We start from the raw sequence: 18310 nt of genomic DNA on the forward strand, positions 1-18310 counted from the left end.
GTGACGACCGTAATCGGAGAAGGGATGCCTATGCCGTTCACTGGAAGTCGCCGTCTCGCCTCGGTCGCGGTCCTGGCGACCCTGGTCGCCGCCACAGCCGTGTCCGCCACTCCCGCGCTCGCCGACCCACCGACCGAGACCCTGGTCGGCGTGCCGCACCACAACCTGGCCATCTACGGAGCCACCTTCGGCTCCACCCCGGACGGCGACTACGCGTACGCCGTGGCGCGCGGCACCACCGGCGCGCTCAACGTCATCGACACCCGCACCGCGACGGTGGTCCGGACCCTGCCGCTGCCCGGCGCGGGCGGTTCGTGGGGCGGCACCGTCACCCCGGACGGCACCGCGTACATCGGCGCCGACAGCAAGCTGTTCCGCTACCGTCCCGGCGCCGACCACGTGGAGGACCTGGGCTCGCCCGCGCCGGGGGAGACGGCGACCTGGCGCCTGGCCAACGACGGCAAGCGGGTCTTCGTCGGCACCTTCCCCACCGGCAAGGTCTACTCCGTCGACCACCGCACCGGAGCGGTCCGCGACTACGGGCAGGTCTGGCCCGGTGAGCAGTACGTGCGCAGCATCGGTGTGGCGAACGGCAAGATCTACACCGGTCTGGGCACGGTCGCCCGGGTGGTCGAGGTGGACATCGAGTCCGGTGCCCGGCGGGAGATCCCGCTGCCCGAGCAGTACCGCGCCGAGCAGTTCGTCTACGACCTCGACGTGCACCACAAGACGCTCTTCGCCCGGGTGACCAACAGCAACCGGGTGCTGGTGCACGACCTGACCACCGGGGAGTGGATCGCCGAGCTGGGCACCGGCCGCGGCCTGGACTTCTCCACCCCGGACGACGACGGCAACGTCTACTTCGCGTCGAACTCGGCTCGGCTGATGGCGTACAACCTGAAGACCCGGACGCTCACCCCGACCGCCTTCACCGGGTACGGCACGTCCCGCGGGTTCGGCTGGACCCACCTCGGTGGACCCGAGTGGCGCGGCCGGACCCTCGTCACGATCGACCTCGGCGGCAAGATGTACTACTTCAACCCGATGACCGGGGCGAAGAAGGTGGTGACGGTTCCGGTGCCGGGGCTGCCCGCCCAGTTGCAGACGCTCGAAGCCGGCCCGGACGGCAGGATCTGGTCCAGCGGCTACCCCAGCGGCGGGATCACCTCCTACGACCCGGCGACCGGCGCGTTCGCCGAGAACGCCGGCGCGCTGGGCCAGGCCGAGGGCCTGCTCTCCTACCAGGGCAAGATCTACGCCGGCGTCTACCCCGGGGCGAACCTGTTCGAGCTCGACCCGACCAGGCCGATCGTGCGCGGCACCAACCCGCGCCAGTTCGCCTCGCTCCGCACCGACCACCAGGACCGGCCGTTCGCCATCACCGGGGTCGGCGACCGGATCGCCTTCGGCACCATCCCCGAGTACGGCCAGCTCGGCGGGGCGCTGGCCCTCGTCGACCCGGCCACCGGGGCCAAGGAGGTGCACCGCGACGTCGTACCGCAGCAGAGCGTGACCGCGCTGGCCACGGTCGGGAACCTGGTGCTCGGCGGCACCGGGATCTGGGGCGGCCTCGGCATCGCGCCGACCCAGACGGAGGCGAAACTCTTCCTCTGGGACCCGGCCACCGCGACGAAGGTCTGGGAGGGCCCGGCGATCCCGGGCGCCAAGGCGATCACCCGGCTGATCGTCGCGCCGGACGGCCGGGTCTGGGGGTCGACCGTCGGGACGCTCTTCGAGTTCGACCCGGTGAGCCGGACGGTGGTCAACACCGTCGAGGTGGAGCCCTTCGACTGGAACGTCGACCATGTCTGGCGCAGCGACCACCTGGCGGTGGCGCCGGACGGCGCGGTCTGCGGCAACTTCTGGACCACCGTCGCCTGCGTCGACCCGGCGACGCTGGCGGTGCGGAAGCTGGCCACCGGGATCAGCGACGTGTGGACCATGGACACCGCCGGCGTCATGTACTACGCCCGCGGCGGCGAGCTGTACCGGCTCACCCGCTGAGCAGTGGTGGCCCGGGCGGGCGGCGGTCGCCGTCACCCGCCCGGGTCGCGGCGGCGCCCAACCCTCGCCCGGTCGCCCGGGTCGCGGCGGGGCCACCCGCCCGCCCGGTGGCCGGCCGCCCGGCGCACGCGGGGGAGCCGGGACCGGTCGTCCGGCCTACGCCGGCTGGGCGGCCTGGTCGGGCTCGGCGGGCAGGCTGTCCATGAACGAACTGACCGAGAAGACCGCGTTGCCGGGGCCGGGCGGGCCGTATCCGGGCGGGCTGGACAGGCCGTGCGCCTCCATCGTCGCCCGGTACACCTCCAGCAGCCGGATGTGGTACTCCAGCGGGGCGCCCTGCGGGTTGGTGCGGCCCAGCGGGGTGGTCGGCTCCGGGCACCAGGTGGTGAACCGCGGGGTGATGCCGCGGGACATGAAGAACTCCAGCCCCTCGGCGGTGGAGGCGATCGCCTCGTCGACGCTGGTGAAGCCGAACGGCGCGGCCATCTCCACGCCCGCGACGAAGTTCGGGATCACGTTGCGGGGGCCGAACACCTCGGCCGAGTCGAGGATCCGGCGGTGCCACTCCTCGCGCCCGACGTACCGCTCCTTGCCGGGGCAGTACAGCTCGAACAGCCGCTTGTCCCACACCTCGTAGTTGGGGTGGTAGATGCGGATGCCGTAGTCGTGGAAGCGCTGCACGTCGGCCTTCGGCAGCGCCTGGGCGACCACCTTGCCGATCCACCGGCCGGGGAACCGCTCCTCGATCGCCTTGGCGTACCGGCCGTAGAAGTCGGCCTCCCCGAGGCCCTCGACGGTGGAGGTGACGCTGCCGCCGGTCAGCGTGTACGCCCGCGAGGCGCCCAGGGTGTCGTACCGGTCGATGATCTCCATCGCCTCCAGCACCTCGGCGACCGGCTTGACCCCGGTGTACGGGCGCTTGGCCGCCTTGTGCTGGCGCCAGTTGTGGTTGATGTCGCAGTACTGGCACTCCTCCTTGGCGCCGAAGTACTGGCAGACCCGGAACACGGTCAGGTAGATCAGGTAGCCCCACTGGATGGTCGGGGCCACCTCCATCACCGACTTGCCGTTGGCGAGCGTGTGGCGGTAGTACTCCGGCATCGGCGGCAGGCCCACGTCGGCGATCGGGCGGTCGTCCAGGTACAGCCGCAGCACCCCGTCACCGCCGTCCTTCACCCGGTACGGCGAGTCGGGGTTGACCCGCACGGAGACGACAGTGCGGCGCAGCCCGTACGGCCCGCCGCTGAGCACGATCTCCTCCGGCGGCCGGCGCAGCGCGGCGGTGCCCAGCTCCGGCAGCGTGCGGTGGTCGAAGGAGAAGATGAAGTACGACTTCGGCTTGACCTCGCCGCCCTCGTTGTCGGTCAGCGCGGAGTCGTCGAAGGCCATGCCCCCGCGCAGCAGGTCTTCCTTGATCACGGCTTCCCGCGGCACGTGCGGGAACCGCCCCATCAGGTCCTCGATGAGATCAGTGCGGGTCTGCATGACTGGTTCCCCCCGGTCCGCCGTCGACGTCGCCAGCGTCACCACATCACCTGCCGCCGACACCGCGTCGGCGGCGGGTGGTGATCGTGTCCCCCGTCACGCTACCGTCGCCCGGCGGCCGACCGGCAATCCGGTGGCCGGGGCGGTCCGCCGGCGGCCGGCCGGACGACCCGGTGGGCTCAGCTGGTCCGGGCCAACAGGTCGCGGGTGGCGGTGACGATGGCGCTCACGCCGATGCCGGCCTGGTCCATCAGCTCGGCGGGGGTGCCGGAGGTGGGCAGCCCGCGGACCGCCAGCCGGCACACCTGCGCGGGGACGGCGAGGTCGGCCAGCGCCTCCAGCACGGCGGAGCCGAGCCCACCCTCCGGGTAGTGGTCCTCGACGACCACCAGCCGGCCGCCGGTGTCCCGGACGGCGTCGAGCAGCCGCTGGGAGTCCAGCGGCTTGACCGAGTACAGGTCGATCACCCGGGACTCGATCCCCTCGCCGGCCAACCGGTCGGCGGCGGCCAGGCAGTTGTGCGCGGTCACCCCGGCGCCGACCAGCGCGACCTGGTCGTGCGGCCCGCCGCCGCGCAGCAGCTTGCTGCCGCCGATCGGGAAGGTCTCGTCGTTGTCGTAGAGCACCGGGTGCCCGCCCCGGGTGGTGCGTAGGTAGCTGATCCCCGTGCAGTCGACCATCTGCGCGACGAGGGCGGCGCAGGACACCGCGTCGCTCGGGTAGAGCACGGTCGAGCCGTGGACGGCACGCATGGCGGCCAGGTCCTCCAGCCCCATCTGCGAGGGTCCGTCCGCCCCGATCTCCACCCCGGCGTGCGAGCCGCACAGGGCGATGTCGGCGCGCGAGATGGCGGCCATCCGGATGAAGTCGTACGCGCGGGAGAGGAACGCCGCGAAGGTCGAGGCGAAGGGCCGGTAGCCGCGCACCTGAAGGCCGACCGCCGCCGCGACCATCTGCTGTTCGGAGATGAACATCTCGAAGAACCGGTCGGGGTGGGCCTCGGCGAACCGGTCGGCCCGGGTGGAGTCGCTCACCTCGCCGTCCAGGGCGACCACGTCCGGGCGCGCGCCCAGGGCACGCAGCGCGTCCCCGTACGCGTTGCGGGTGGCGACCTTCGCGCCCTTGTCGTAGCGCGGCAGCTCGGGTGGCCGCCGGTCGGGGGCGGGGGCGGGCGGGGCCGGCTCGGGTCGCGGCCCGGTGACCTGGATCTGGCGTACCCCGCCGAGGGCCGCGACGGCCTGCTCGGCCTGCTCCGGCTTGATCGGTTTGCCGTGCCAGCCCGGCTGGTTCTCGACCCCGGCTATCCCCTTGCCCTTGAGCGTGCGGGCGAGCACCACGGTGGGACCGGTCGCCTGTCGGGCCCGGCCCAGCGCCTCGTCGATGGCGACCAGGTCGTGCCCGTCGATCACGATCGCCCGGCAGCCGAACGCCTCGACCCGGCGCCGGTAGGTGTCCAGGTCCCACTCCAGCTCGGTCTCGCCGCGCTGGCCGAACCGGTTCACGTCGACGATCGCTGTCAGGTTGCGCAGCCCGTAGTGGCCGGCCTTGTCCAGCGCCTCCCAGATCGAGCCCTCGGCCGTCTCGCTGTCCCCGCAGAGCACCCAGACGTGGAACGGCAGCCGGTCGAGGTGCTGGCCGGCCAGCGCGATGCCGACGCCGACCGGCAGCCCCTGGCCGAGCGAACCGGTGGCCACGTCGACCCAGGGCAGCGCCGGTGTGGGGTGCCCCTCCAGCCGCGAGCCGAACTGCCGGTAGGTGTCGACCAGCTCCTGGTCGGTGATCGCGCCGACGGCCTTGAAGACCGCGTACAGCAGCGGCGAGGCGTGGCCCTTGGAGAAGATCAGGTGGTCGTTGGCCCGGTTGCCCGGGTCCGCCCAGTCGTAGCGCAGGTGGCGGGAGATCAGCACGGCGAGCAGGTCGGCGGCGGACAGGCTCGACGTCGGATGCCCGGACCCGGCCCGGGTGCTGCACCTGATCGCGTCCACCCGCAGTTGGGCGGCGAGTTCGGCGAGCCGGCCGACCTCATCCTCGCGCAGCACGCGCTCCGCTTCCATGGTCACCGGCATCGCCTCCAGCCATCGGGTGTCCGCGCCGGCCGAGCACTCCCGCGGCCGTTCGCCACGCGACCGGGCAGCCCTGCGCAACCGGCTCGACACCTACGGTAGTCAAGAAAGCGGGACGTCGTCCGGTAACAACCATTTGTACTAGTGCGCCCATCCGCGTCGGCGCACCCGCGCGACCGCTCCCGGCGAACGAACAGCCCGGCTCGCGCCACTCGCTCGTCGGTCAGGTGACCTCCGCCCCCGGGTGCGCGCTGTCCCACTCCCGGTGGGACTGCGCAATCGCGGCCTTGTTCGCCAGGGACCAGTCGGCCAACTGTCGGACGAGCTGGCTCAGGCTCCGGCCTCGGTCGGTCAACTCGTACGTCACCGTCACCGGGACCGTGGGGAACGCGGTCCGCACCACGAGACCATCGCGTTCCAGCCGACGCAGGGTCAGGGTGAGCATCCGCTGGGAGATCCCATGGATGCCCCGCTGCAGTTCCCCGAAGCGCCGGGTGCCGGCGGACAGTTCAGCGACGGTCAGCACCGACCACTTGTCGCCGATGCGGTCCAGGACGTCGCGGATCCCGCAGTCCGGATACCCGGGCAGCCCGCAGGGCTCCAGCTGGTCGGTTACCGGGGTGTTCGCTGCTGACACGAAAGTGCCTCCTTGTACTCGCCGAGGTCGTTTTCCACGATCGGGCCGGTACCAATGATCACCACCCGGAAAGGGTCTGTCCCATGCTGCTCGTCACCGGTGCCTCCGGGCACCTGGGTTCACTCATCCACGCCGGACTGGTCGACCGGGGGCTGTCCCCGGCGGCCGGCACCCGGACCCCCGACCGCTACGGCCTGCTGGGCCGGGCGATGGACTTCGACGACCCGGCTGGACTCGACCTCTCCGGGGTGCGCACGCTGGTGCTGGTCTCCGCCGGCTACGGCGAGGACGATCTGGTCATCGCCCGGCATGACCGGGTGATCACCGCCGCGGAGCAGCAGGGCGTGGAACACGTGGTGTACACCAGCCTCACCGCGGCCGGTGATCACCTGGCCTTCGCCCTGGCCCATCGCTGGACGGAACGCCGCCTGCGCGACAGCCGGTTGAGCTGGACCATCCTGCGCAACGGGTTGTACGCGGAGCTGTTCGGTCAGTTGGCCGCTCCCGGCGCCGGTGCGATCAGGGCGCCCTTCGGCACGGGAGCGCTGGCCGCCGTGGCCCGGCAGGACCTGGCCGACGTCGCGGTGCAGGTGGCCGCGCAGCCGCACGCGCACCGCAACCGCACGTACGAGTTGGCGGGCCCGGTCGCGCTCACCGCCATCGACCTCGCCGACGCGCTCGGAGTGCCCTACCAGCCGGTGTCCCTCGCCGAGCAGCGCGCGGCACTGGCGGGCGCGGACCTGCTGCCGTTCCAACCGGCGATGCTGATGTCGATCTTCTCCGCGACGGCGGCCGGCTTCCTCGGTGCCACCGGCGACGACCTCGCCGATCTGCTGCCGCGTCCGCCTCGTGCCGCGCTGCCGATCGCGATGGCGGCGGCGAGTTGACGCCTCGCCGGCGACCGCCACCGGCGTGAGGACGCGGCCCGTACGGTGCCACCCGGTGGCCCGACGGCGGCGGCCCGCGACCACCGGCGCGGAGACGGGAGCGGGGGTGTGGACGACGCTGTCCACACCCCCGCTCCCGGCTAGCGGATCAGCCCGCCCGGCACGAGGCCAGCGCGCCGACCACGCCGACGCCCGGGTCCCGCAGCGGCAGCTTGGTCGACGCCGCCGGGCAACGCGGCACGGTGAGGTCGTAGATGCCCCGGCCGAACGTCGCCGCGGTCAGCTGCCGGGTCGGCTCGTGGTAGCGCAGGTACATCACTGCCGCCTCGGGCAGGTCCGCGCCGAGCGCCGCCCAGCCGCCGCCGTTCCACGCCGAGACGAACACCCCGACGTCCGTGCCGACCAGCAGCAGCCCGTCGGAGGTCGGCACCACCGAGTTGACCGGCGCGTCGGGCAGGCCCCGGCCGATGTCGGTCCAGGTACGGCCGCCGTCGCGGGTCACCATCACGTGCGGGCGGTCGCTGCCGGAGCGGAACGCCGAGAACGTGGCGTAGGCGATGTTCGCGTCCTTCGGGTGCACCGCCACCCGGGTCACCCAGGTGCCGGGCAGCTGGCCCGGGTCGACCTCGTGCCAGTTCTGGCCGAGGTTGTCGGTCCACCACAGCTTGCCGTCGTCGGTGCCGACGTAGAGCTTGTCGCCGTCGGTCGGCGCCGCCGCGATCGTGGTGATGGTGCCCCACGGGTAGCCGGACGGGTCGTTCGGGCCGCCGTCGGTCAGGTCCGGGCTGATCGCCGTCCAGGTGCGGCCGTTGTCGGTCGACCGGTTGACGACGTTCCCGGCGTAGTACATGACATCCGGGTCGCTCGGGTCGAACTGCAGCGGGGTCAGCCAGTTACGCCGGTCCGAGGTGGTCTGGCCGGGGCCGATCGACTGGCGCGGGGTGCCGCCGGCGGTCTCCGAGCGGTAGCAGGAGCCGTACTGGCTGCACCCGAAGACGATGTTCGGGTTCTCCGGGTGGATGATCACCTGGAGGCCGTCGCCGCAGCCGATGGCGTTCCAGGGGCCGCCCGGGCCGTTGTAGCCGCGGTTGCAGCCGTTGTCCTGGGCGCCGCCGACCTTGAGCGACGGGTCGGTCTGCGCGACGTCGACCGTGTAGAACTGGGTGTACGGCTCGTAGGTCGACTTGACCCAGTCGCTGACCCCGTTGCTCTCCGAGCGGTAGAAGCCGCCGTCGTTGCCCAGGTAGGCCCGGCCCGGCACCTTCGGGTCCCAGCGCATCACGTGCTGGTCGGCGTGCACGCCGCCGACGTTGCCGAAGCTCTGCCCGCCGTCGGTGGAGCGGCGCAGGTTCACCCCGGCGAGGAAGACGTGCTCGGCGTCGGCCGGGTCGACCCACAGCTTGCCGAACCACCAGCTGAAGGTGGACTGGGACGCCTGGTTGGCGTTGACCGGGGTCTGCGTCCACGAGTCACCGCCGTCGTCGGAGCGGTAGAAGGCGCGGAACGGGCCCAGCGCGGTGCCGACGTACGCGTACAGCCGGTCGGGGTTGCTGGGCGCGAGGGCGATGCCCCAGCGGCCCTGGTCGGCGTCGGTGGGCAGGCCGTGGGTCAGCCGCTGCCAGCTCCGGCCGCCGTCGTCGGAGCGCCACAGGCTGGAGCCGGGGCCGCCGTAGGTGCGCTGGTGCGGCTCGCGCAGGTGGTCCCACATGGCCGCGTACACCCGCGACGGGTTGGTCGGGTCGATCAGCACCTCGGTGGCGCCGGTGGTCGGGTTCGGCGGGGCGAGCACCTGCCGCCAGCTGTCGCCGCCGTCCTCGGAGAGGTAGACGCCCCGCTCGCCGCCGGGGACGAAGAGGTTGCCGGCGGCCGCGGCGAAGATCCGGTTCTGGTTGCCCGGGTCGATGGCGAACCGGGCGATGGCGTGGCTGTCGGCCAGGCCGACGTGCTGCCAGGTCTTGCCGCGGTCCCGGGAGCGGTAGATCCCGTCGCCGCCGAAGGTGATCGAGCCGCCGCCGGGCTGCGCCTCGCCGGTCCCGGCGAAGAGCACCCCGTCGGTGGTCATCGCGACCGCGCCCATGCTCTGCTGCCAGGTGTCCGGCCAGGCGGGCTCGAAGGTGGCCCCCGCGTCGCCGGAACGCCAGATGCCACCCGACGCGGCGGCGATGAAGACCTGGTTGGCCACCTGCGGGTCGACCGCGATGTCCACCACCCGGCCGCCGATGTTGCTCGGGCCGAAGAAGTTCCACTCCTGCTCGGCGAGGTGCCGGTAGACGCTGCGGGTGTGCGCGGCGAGCTGGTTCGCCTCGCCCCGCGCCCGGGCGTACTTGGCGGCGGACAGGTCGGTGCTGCCGTCGCTGAGCCGCTGCGCGGTCATCCACTCGGCGGGCAGCTCCATCGGGCCGGTGGGGGTGCTGGTGGCCAGCGACTCCTCGCCGCTCGCCGATGGTGCGGAGGTGGTCAGCGCGGCCGCGGTCAGCAGTGCGAGGACCGCAGCCACCGGCAGGACGCGTCTACCTCGGACGAGGCTGGGACTCATACGGCATCTCCCTGTCCACGTGCGGGTACGACCGGTATCAGTCGTCTGTCGCACGCTAGAGGGCGCGGTGAGCCACGTCACCAGGCAACTGTTGGGATTCCGGCCGTCGGGTTAGGACACCTGTCGAGCCGGCGGCTCACGAGCCGCTCTGGAACTCCGGCAGGCCGGCGTCGTCGGAATCCGGGCCGACCACCGCGGTCAGCGTGGTCCCGTCGGCGCAGAGCGCGGCGGCCCGCAGGTACATCCGGCGCTGCTGCGCCCGGGTCAGCACCTCGGTCTCGAACACCTCGTCCTCGACGCGCAGCAGGTCGATGTCGGCGCGGCCCTCGTAGTGGGCGCGGACGTCCAGCGGGGTCATCCGCACGGTGGCCTCGACGGTGGTCAGGGCCCCCTGCTCCACCACCGAGGTGACCCGCGCGCCGTCAGGCAGCACCAGGCCGGTGACCGGGCTGTCGACCTCCGGCTCGGTGTCCAGCGGCACCCGGTCGCAGCTGGGCAGGTTGGCCAGCATGCCCCGGCCCCGGTCGGTGGCCGGCGGGGCGTCCGAGCCGCCGCAGCCGGCCAGCAGCGCGACGACGGTGAGCGCGAGGAGTGCCGCGCCGCGGCGCCCCGCGGCCGACGACGCGGCTCGGCCGGCGGCGGGGGACGTCCGGAGTCTCACCGCAGCAGGATGCCACCTCACCGCAGCACCCGCCAGCGCCGGACCATCAGCAGCAGGCCGGTGATGATGACGCCGGTGACCGCCATCAGCACCATCGAGATGAGCGCCCCGTAGGCGAAGCCGGAGAACTCGAACGCCTGGTCGAAGATGTAGACCGGCAGGTAGAGCGTGGCGTTGGCGGGCCGGCCGTCGGTCAGCACGTACGCCGGGACGAAGTTCACCTGGAGGGTGAGGATGGTGTCCCGCACCGCCAGCAGCACCAGCACCGGGGCCAGCAGCGGCAGGGTGAGCCGGCGCAGCTGCCCGAACGGCCCGCAGCCCTCCAGCGCCGCCGCCTCGTACAGCCGGCCGTCGAGCAAGCGGCGGGCGGCCAGCACGACGACGAAGCCCTCGCCGATCGGGAAGGCCAGCATCAGCACCACCGCCAGCCGGGCGGTGGTGGGGTCGGCGAGCCAGGTGAAGCCGGGATGGCCGAACAGGCCCAGCAGCTGGTTGAGCGGGCCGTACAGCGGGTTGAGCACCCAGAGGAAGAGCACGGCCAGCGCCACGTCGGGCACCACGGTCGGCAGGTAGACCGCGACCCGGAACCAGCGCCCGCCGGGGCGGGGCGCGGCCAGCAGCAGCGCCAGCCCCACCGCGGCGAGCAGCCGCACCGGCACCGCCAGCGCCACGTGCAGCAGGGACGCCCGCAGGCTGTCCAGCAGGAACGGGTCGTCGAGCAGCCGGCGCACGTTGGCCAGGCCGACGAACCGCGGATCCCGGGTGAGCCCGGTGTGGTCGGTGAACGCGTAGCCGACGTTGAGCAGGGCCGGCAGCGCGACCAGCAGCGCGACCGCCACCGCGTACGGGGCGAGGAACGCCCAGCCGGTGAGCGGTCGGCGGTTGCGGCCGCCGGTCACCGGCGCCGGCCCGTCGCGGCGTCGAACCGGTGGATGCGGTCCGGGTCGGGGCGCAGCCGCACCGGGTCACCCGGGCGCACCCCGGGACGGGGTCCGGTGCGGACGGTCAACCGGGTGCCGTCGGCGCACCGGGTCAGCAGCACCGCCTCGCTGCCGAGCGCCTCCACCGCCTCCACGGTGGCCTCGATCGGCCCCGCCGGGTCGAGCGCCAGGTCCTCCGGCCGTACGCCGAGGGTCAGCCCGGCGGCGCCGCCGAGCACCCCGCCGCCGGGCACCAGGTTCATCGGCGGGCTGCCCAGGAACGCGGCCACGACGGTGTCCGCCGGCTCGTCGTAGACCTGCTGCGGCGGCCCGACCTGGCGGACCCGGCCCTGGTGCAGCACCGCCACCCGGTCGCCGAGGGTCATCGCCTCGGCCTGGTCGTGGGTGACGTGCACGGTGGTGGTGCCCAGGTCGCGGTGCAGGGCGAGCAGGTCGGCCCGGGTGGCGAAGCGCAGCGGCGCGTCCAGGCTGGCCAGCGGCTCGTCGAGCAGGTAGACGCTGGGCTCGCGGAGCAGGGCGCGGGCCAGCGCCACCCGCTGCCGCTGCCCGCCGGACATCTCGTCCGGGTGGCGGTCGAGCAGCTCGGCGATGCCCAGCCGGTCGGCCGCCGCGCGGGCCCGCCGGTCGGCCTCGGCGCGGGGGACCCGGCGCACCCGCAGCCCGAAGGTCAGGTTGCCGAGCACTGTCAGGTGCGGGTAGAGCGCGTAGTCCTGGAAGACCATCGCCACGGCCCGCCGGTGCGGCGGCACCCGGGCCACGTCCTGGCCGTCGACCAGCACCCGGCCGCGGTCCGGCCGGTCCAGGCCGGCGATCAGCCGCAGCACCGTCGACTTCCCCGACCCGGACGGCCCGACCAGGGTGAGCAGCTCACCGGCGCGCACCTCCAGGTCGACGCCGTCGAGGGCGGTGGTCCGCCCGTACGACTTGGTCAGCTCCGCCAGCCGGATCTCGCCGCGCCCGCCCATCAGCCCCCTCCGACCGGCAGGGCGAACAGCTGCCGGCTCTGCTCCTCCAGCCGGCGCAGCCCTTCCTCCCGGTCGATCCGGCCGTAGAACAGCTCCTCCAGCAGGGTGCCGGTCTCCTTCTCGACCCGCGACCAGGTGGCCGTGCGCGGGGTGGCGCGCAGGTGCGGCTCGGCGTCGAGGTAGACCCGCGCCGACTTCGGCGGCGCGGCCGGGTCGAGGAAGACGGGGGAGTTGGCCACGTCGAGCCGGGACGGGACGGTGCGGCCGGACTCGGCGAGGATCTTCTGCCCCTCCGGGCCCATCGCGAACTCGATGAACCGCCAGGCGTCGCCGTGCTCGGGCAGCCCGGCGCTCATGCAGTACGCGTCGCTGTGCAGGATCGACGCGGGCACCCCGCCCGGGGCGACCGGCAGCGGTGCCACGTCCCAGGTGAAGCCCTCGATGGTGCGCAGCGTCGGCACCGCCACCCGGCTGTTGAGGTACATGGCCAGCGTGCCGCGCAGGAACCGGGCCTCGCTGGACTCGCTCTGCTCCTCGGCGTCCGGCGGCACCACGTGGTGCTTCAGTTGCAGGTCGAGGAACCAGTCCACCGCCGCCCGGGTGGCCGGGTCGCCGCGCAGCGTCAGCGCGGTGGGGCGGGCCGGGTCGTCGACGAGCTCGCCCCGGTTGGACCAGACGAACGGCGCGAGCCGGGGCACGGACGGCTCCACGCCCAGCCCGTAGCGGCCGTCGCGGGTCAGCGCGCGGGCGGTGGCGAGGAAGTCGTCCCAGGTCCAGCCGGCCTTGGGCAGCGGCACGCCGGCGGCGGCGAACAGGTCGGCGTTGTAGTAGACGACCAGCGAGGAGAGGTTCTGCGGCAGGCAGGTCAGCGCCTTGCCGTCGTACCGGAAGGCGTCCAGCGCCCGCGGGCTGAAGTCGCTCTCTTTGAGCACGGTGCTGCGGTCCAGGTAGGACTGCGCCGGTTCGATCGCCCCCTGGGCGGCGAACTGGCCGTAGCGGCGGTAGTTGAGCAGGAACACGTCCGGTGGCTTGCCGCCGGCGAACGCGGTGGTCAGCCGGGCCATCAGCTCGTCCTGGCCGGCCACCGGGGAGAGGTTGACGTCGACGTCGGGGTTGGCCTGCTCGAAGGCGGTGACCATGGTGCGGTAGCCGGCGATCTCCTCGGCGTCGCCGAAGAGCACCACGGTGATGCCCGACGCGTCCTCGGCACGGTCGTCCCCGCTGCCACAGCCGGCGGCATAGCCGACCAGCAGGGCGGCCATGACCAGGGCCCACCACCGTCGTGACCGGGTGTTCGTCACCTGCGTCCTCCAGATCTGAGTGCGGCCAGTGGATCGTCGTTCAACAGCACCCGCTGCGCCAGCAGGAACACCAGCACGCACGGCACGGTGGCCACCACGCTGCCGGCCATCAGCAGCGGCCAGTCCGTGGGGTTGAGCAGGCGCAGGAACTGCAGGCCGAGCGGGTAGGTGTACCGGTCGCCGCTCTGCAGGTACAGCAGCGGGTCGATGAAGTTGGCCCAGTGGAAGGTGAAGGCGAGCACCGCCACCGCCAGGGTGGCCGGGCGGACCTGGGGCAGCGCCACCCGCCGCCACACGGTCAGCCAGCCGGCGCCCTCCAACCGGGCCGCCCACAGTTGGCTGTCCGGCACGCCGCCGAAGCTCCAGGCGTAGAGCAGCACCAGGAACGGGCTGCCGGCCAGCGCCGCCGGGGCCAGCAACGGCAGGTACGTGTCGACCACGCCGGCCAGCCGGAACAGCTCGAACCGGGTGGCCCAGACCGCGGTGACCGGCACCAGCAGCACCGCGAGCAGGCCGAGCACCACCCGCCGGCGGGCGGTCGGGGTGAGCAGCCGCAGCCCGAACCCGGTCAGCGAGGCGACGGCCACGGTCAGCGGCACGGCCAGCGCCACCACCAGCGCCGAGTTCGCCAGGTAGCGGAAGAGCGGGATCAGCTCGGGCAGCCGGGCGTACGCGGCCAGCGTCGGCTCGGGCGGGAGGACCTCGAGGGTCCGCGGCGGGGGCAGGCCGGCGGGGCGCAGCGAGCCGACCACCATGAACCACAGCGGGGCGGCGAACAGCGCCGCGAACAGGGCCGGCACCACGAAACGCCCGATGATCCGCGGGATCGTGGCCCGACCCGACAACCGCACGTCGCCGAACCTATGGCCGCCGGGCCCGCGAATCATCGGGCACCTGTTGGAATCGGGCCCCGCCGCCTCCTACGCCTGTCGTACCGGCCGGAACCGCGCGGACGCCGCCGACGTGCCGGCGACCGGCCCGCCGGCCGGTCGCCGGGCCGGGCTCGCCTGCGACAGACGTAGGAGCCGCCGGCCGGCACCTCCCACACGTGTCCGATGACCGGCCGTCCGCCCATTCGTAGGGTTCGATCACAGCGCCGTGCTCACGGTGACCGCGTCCGGACCGGGCGTGGCGGCCACGGCCGGTGCCGAGAGGGAGGAGCACGATGCGAAGCAGGAGAACCTGGTGGCGGGCGGCGGTGGTGGTCGTGGCGACCACCGCCGTCGGCCTGCCCGCGGCCACCGCGACGGCCCAGCCGGCGGCCGAGCGCCCCGGGCCGGTCGTCGAGGACGGGGTCACCCAGCCGGTGTACGGGTACGACGACGCGATCCGCCAGCGGGTCTTCGTCACCTCCGACGTGGACACCGACGCCGACGGCGCGGCCGACGTGGTGGCGATGGACATCATCCGGCCCCGGGCCAGCGACGACGGCCTGCGCGTCCCGGTGGTGATGGACGCCAGCCCGTACTACTCCACGGTCTGCCGGGGCAACGAGGGCGAGTGCAAGGGCGACCTCGACGGCGACGGCCTGAACGACCAGTGGCCGCTGTTCTACGACAACTACTTCGTGCCGCGCGGGTACGCGGTGGTGCTGCTGGACATGATCGGCACCAACAACTCGACCGGTTGCCCGGTCACCGGCGGGCACGCCGACAACGTCAGCGCGCCGACCGCGATCGACTGGCTCAACGGCCGCCGGCCCGGCCGGGACGCCGCCGGGCGCGAGGTCGTCGCCGACTGGCACAACGGCCGCACCGGCATGATCGGCAAGTCGTACGACGGCACGCTCGCCAACGCGGCCGCCGCCAGCGGCGTGGACGGGCTCGCCACCATCGTGCCCATCTCCGCCATCTCCAGCTGGTACGACTACTCGCGCAGCGGCGGGCTGGTCACCCGGGCCAACAACTACTCCGGCAGCCTGGCCAACACGGTCACCAACCCGGCCCGGCGGGCGTACTGCGCGCCGGTACGGGAACGGCTGGGCGAGCAGGTCGACGACGCCACCGGCGACTACAACGACTTCTGGGCCGAGCGGGACTACGTCCCCCACGCCGGCCAGGTGCGCGCCAGCGTCTTCGTGGTGCACGGCATCAACGACAACAACGTCCGGCCGGACCACTTCAGCACCTGGTGGAACGCGCTGGCCGAGCGGAACGTGCCGCGCAAGCTGTGGCTGACCGGCACCGGGCACGTCGACCCGTTCGACTTCCGCCGCGGCGAGTGGGTGGACACCCTGCACCGGTGGTTCGACTACTGGCTGCACGGCATCGACAACGGCATCATGGCCGAGCCGATGGTCGACATAGAGCGGGCGCCGGACGTCTGGGAGACGTACGCGGACTGGCCGGTGCCGCAGGCCCGGCCGACCCAGGTGTTCCTCCAGCCCGGCGCGGACGGCGCGGCCGGCGGGCTGTCGGTGCGTCCGCACCCCGGCAACGCCCGGGCCAGCTTCCAGGACACCCCCTCGATGAGCCAGACCAACGCCATCCGTCACCCGTCCGACCCGCAGGCGAACACCGAGAACCGGCTGGTGTTCCTGTCCCGGCCGCTGCTGGCGCCGCTGCACGTCTCCGGCTCGCCGATCGTCAAGATCAACGCGTCGGTGGACGACGTGGACACCAGCTTCGCCGGGCTGCTGGTCGACTACGGGACCCGGCCCCGGTTCAGCACCTCCGGCGACGGCATCCGCACCCTCGGCACGGAGGACTGCTGGGGCGGCGCGGCCACCTGGGGCGGGCACGCCGAGGAGGCCTGCTACCGGCAGACCGAGAAGACGGTGGCCAGCAACCCCCAGGAACTGGTCACCAAGGGCATCCTCGACGGGCTCAACCTCGACTCGCTGAGCGTGTCGACGCCGCTGGTGCCGGGGCAGAAGAACGCCGTCGACGTGCGGCTGCTGCCCGAGGACTACGTCTTCGAGGCCGGCCACCAGATCGGCGTGGTGCTGCTCGGCTCGTACTCCGGCTACAGCAGCCGGGCCAAGCAGAACCAGGCGGAGATCACCGTGCACTTCGACCGCAGCCGGATCGAGCTGCCGGTGGTCGGCGGCCGCAGCGCCGCGGTCGCCGCCGGCCTGTAGCTGGTCCGTGGGCGGGGCGCCGGCACCGGCGCCCCGCCCACCCGGCGGTCTGACGGTCGTCGGTCGTCGGTCGCCCGGCCCTCGGTCGACCGGTCGTCGGTCGGCCTCGGGTCTGGTGGTCGCCTCGGGTCTGCTGGTCGCCGGTCGGCCTCCCGGAACGCACCGGCCGACGGCGGGTTGGCGGCTGACCGGCGCGCGGCGGCCGGGGCCGGTCAGCCCTCGGGCCGGTAGCGGCCGGTGAGCCGACCGAGCTTCAGCGCCAGGTGCAGGCAGAGCCGCTCGTTGCCGTCCTTCAGGTCGGTCTCGGCCAGCTCCTCGATCCGCTGCAACCGGTAGTAGAGGGTGGTGCGGTGCAGCCGCAGCTGCTCGGCGGTGGCGTGCGCGTTGCCGGCCAGGTCCAGGTAGCGCTCCAGGGTCTCCAGCAGCACCGGGTTGGACTGCTCGCGCAGCAGCCGCTCCAGCCCCGGGTGCACGTCGGAGATGTCCGGCTGCTGGCCGTCCAGCCGGGACAGCACCCGGTAGATGCCCAGCCCGGACCAGGAGACCACCCGGCCGAGGGCGGGCAGCCGTACGCCCACCCGGGCCGAGCGCAGCGCCTCCCCGTACGATCCGACGGCGTCGACCAGCCCGGCGCGGGCCTGGCCGATCCCCACCACCGTGCGCTCGACGGAGCCGAGCCCGCGGGTGGCCTGCCGCAGGTTGTCGTCGAGGAGCTTGGCGGCGGCCTCGGGGGAGGGGCGCCCGGCGAACCGCCCGCCGCAGAGCAGCAGCACCCCGTGGTCGTCGCGGACCACGTGCAGCGCCTCCCGGGTCCCGATCCAGCGACGGGTGGTCACCAGCGCCTGCTCCAACGCCAGCCGGGCGACCTCGTCGGGCGGCTGGCCGGCCGTCACCAGCTGCGCGACGAGCGCGGTGGCCGGGCCGTCGCCGGCGATCAGGCCGGCCTCCCGCAGCGCCCGCACCGACCGGTCCCGCGTCGCCGCGCTGTCGGCGAGCAGGGTACGCGCCACCTCGGTCTCGCGTTGGGAGGCCAGCTCGCCGAGCAGGTTCTCCCGGTACAGCGCCAGGGACAGCTCGCTGACCAGGCCGGTGGACTCCAGGTCGGCGTCGGCCATGGTGCCGTCCGGGTCGATGAACCAGACGAAGCCGAGCAGCAGGTCCTGGTGGCGGATGGGCACGCAGACCCGGGGCATCAGGTCGAGTTCCGCCGACGCCGGGGTCCGCACCGGCTCCCGGGCCTCCATGATGCCCACGTCGCGGAACCAGGCCATCACCTCCGGCGTGGTCTGCCGGCGCAGGATGGACGCCTTGCGCACGTCGTCCATCACGCCGGTGTGCTCGCTGTAGACCACGACCCGCTGCCGCCGGTCCTCGATCAACGCCGGGCGGCCGGCGTGGGCGGCGAGTGCGTCGACGATGCGTTGCAGCTCACCCTGCATGTGCTCCTCCGGTCGCCCGGACCGCGCCGCCGGCGTCCCGGACGGGCGGATGGCCGGCTCGTGCGTCCTGCCTGTTGTCTCGGATTGTTCCTCCCCGATCAGGCGGTGACCAAAAGCTGATCATGCCCTTATTGGGTGAGCGTGCCCGGCCACCGATCGCGTTACGCCTGTCCACCCCGCGGGACGGAACTGTCGGGTGCTGGCCGCGTCGCCCTGGCCCGTCGGGTGCGTCGTCTTGCGGTGGTCGGGTCGGTGGCTGGTGCGTGGGGGTGGTCGCGTCTCTGTCTGCTGCGTGGGGGTTGGGGTTGGGGG

General features: G+C 73.3%; 13 protein-coding genes. 3 read left to right on the top strand and 10 right to left on the bottom strand.

Going from position 1 to position 18310, the window contains the following annotated elements; translation table 11 throughout:
* The first annotated feature begins 24 nt into the window (after window positions 1-24).
* Window positions 25-2004, top strand: a complete 1980-nt coding sequence (locus Q3W71_RS22830) for a hypothetical protein (protein WP_302921441.1) — start codon at window positions 25-27, stop codon at window positions 2002-2004.
* Window positions 2005-2160: 156 nt separating this feature from the next.
* Here the strand turns inward: Q3W71_RS22830 and Q3W71_RS22835 are convergent, their stop codons facing one another.
* The 3 genes from Q3W71_RS22835 to Q3W71_RS22845 form a co-directional block, all read right to left on the bottom strand.
* Window positions 2161-3489 carry a radical SAM protein gene (locus Q3W71_RS22835; RefSeq protein WP_302921442.1) on the bottom strand — a complete coding sequence of 443 codons (1329 nt, stop codon included), beginning with the start codon at window positions 3487-3489 and terminating at the stop codon, window positions 2161-2163.
* Window positions 3490-3668: 179 nt separating this feature from the next.
* The gene (locus Q3W71_RS22840) at window positions 3669-5543 is read right to left on the bottom strand and encodes a transketolase (protein WP_302921471.1); all 1875 of its coding nucleotides are present in this window, start codon (window positions 5541-5543) and stop codon (window positions 3669-3671) included.
* 232 nt (window positions 5544-5775) lie between these two features.
* Window positions 5776-6189 carry a helix-turn-helix domain-containing protein gene (locus Q3W71_RS22845; RefSeq protein ID WP_302921443.1) on the bottom strand — a complete coding sequence of 138 codons (414 nt, stop codon included), beginning with the start codon at window positions 6187-6189 and terminating at the stop codon, window positions 5776-5778.
* A gap of 83 nt (window positions 6190-6272) precedes the next feature.
* Between Q3W71_RS22845 and Q3W71_RS22850 the strand changes: the two genes are divergently transcribed.
* On the top strand, window positions 6273-7076 hold the full coding sequence (locus Q3W71_RS22850) for an NAD(P)H-binding protein (RefSeq protein WP_302921444.1): 804 nt from the start codon (window positions 6273-6275) through the stop codon (window positions 7074-7076).
* Window positions 7077-7224: 148 nt separating this feature from the next.
* On the opposite strand, the gene Q3W71_RS22855 is transcribed toward Q3W71_RS22850, so the two are convergent.
* From Q3W71_RS22855 to Q3W71_RS22880, 6 genes are all read right to left on the bottom strand, one after another.
* Window positions 7225-9573 carry a sialidase family protein gene (locus Q3W71_RS22855; protein WP_302921445.1) on the bottom strand — a complete coding sequence of 783 codons (2349 nt, stop codon included), beginning with the start codon at window positions 9571-9573 and terminating at the stop codon, window positions 7225-7227.
* A 175-nt stretch (window positions 9574-9748) separates the two neighbouring features.
* On the bottom strand, window positions 9749-10273 hold the full coding sequence (locus tag Q3W71_RS22860; protein ID WP_302921446.1) for a hypothetical protein: 525 nt from the start codon (window positions 10271-10273) through the stop codon (window positions 9749-9751).
* A 17-nt stretch (window positions 10274-10290) separates the two neighbouring features.
* Entirely contained in the window at window positions 10291-11172 is an 882-nt protein-coding gene (locus Q3W71_RS22865) for a carbohydrate ABC transporter permease (protein ID WP_302921447.1), read from the bottom strand.
* Window positions 11169-12179, bottom strand: a complete 1011-nt coding sequence (locus Q3W71_RS22870) for an ABC transporter ATP-binding protein (RefSeq protein WP_302921448.1) — start codon at window positions 12177-12179, stop codon at window positions 11169-11171. The genes Q3W71_RS22865 and Q3W71_RS22870 overlap by 4 nt, the downstream gene beginning before the upstream one ends.
* The gene (locus Q3W71_RS22875; protein WP_302921449.1) at window positions 12179-13480 is read right to left on the bottom strand and encodes a sugar ABC transporter substrate-binding protein; all 1302 of its coding nucleotides are present in this window, start codon (window positions 13478-13480) and stop codon (window positions 12179-12181) included. The genes Q3W71_RS22870 and Q3W71_RS22875 overlap by 1 nt, the downstream gene beginning before the upstream one ends.
* Window positions 13477-14331: a carbohydrate ABC transporter permease gene (locus Q3W71_RS22880; RefSeq protein ID WP_302921450.1), complete on the bottom strand. Its 855-nt coding sequence runs from the start codon at window positions 14329-14331 to the stop codon at window positions 13477-13479. Before Q3W71_RS22880 ends, Q3W71_RS22875 begins: the two co-directional genes overlap by 4 nt.
* 314 nt (window positions 14332-14645) lie before the next feature.
* On the opposite strand from Q3W71_RS22880, the gene Q3W71_RS22885 reads away from it, so the two are divergent.
* Entirely contained in the window at window positions 14646-16559 is a 1914-nt protein-coding gene (locus tag Q3W71_RS22885) for a Xaa-Pro dipeptidyl-peptidase (protein WP_302921452.1), read from the top strand.
* A 212-nt stretch (window positions 16560-16771) separates the two neighbouring features.
* Here the strand turns inward: Q3W71_RS22885 and Q3W71_RS22890 are convergent, their stop codons facing one another.
* Window positions 16772-17998 (bottom strand): CdaR family transcriptional regulator, encoded by a 1227-nt coding sequence (locus Q3W71_RS22890; protein WP_302921453.1) that lies wholly within the window; start codon window positions 17996-17998, stop codon window positions 16772-16774.
* Window positions 17999-18310 lie beyond the last annotated feature (312 nt).

The organism is Micromonospora sp. C28SCA-DRY-2, assembly GCF_030519475.1.
Taxonomy (GTDB): Bacteria; Actinomycetota; Actinomycetes; order Mycobacteriales; family Micromonosporaceae; genus Micromonospora.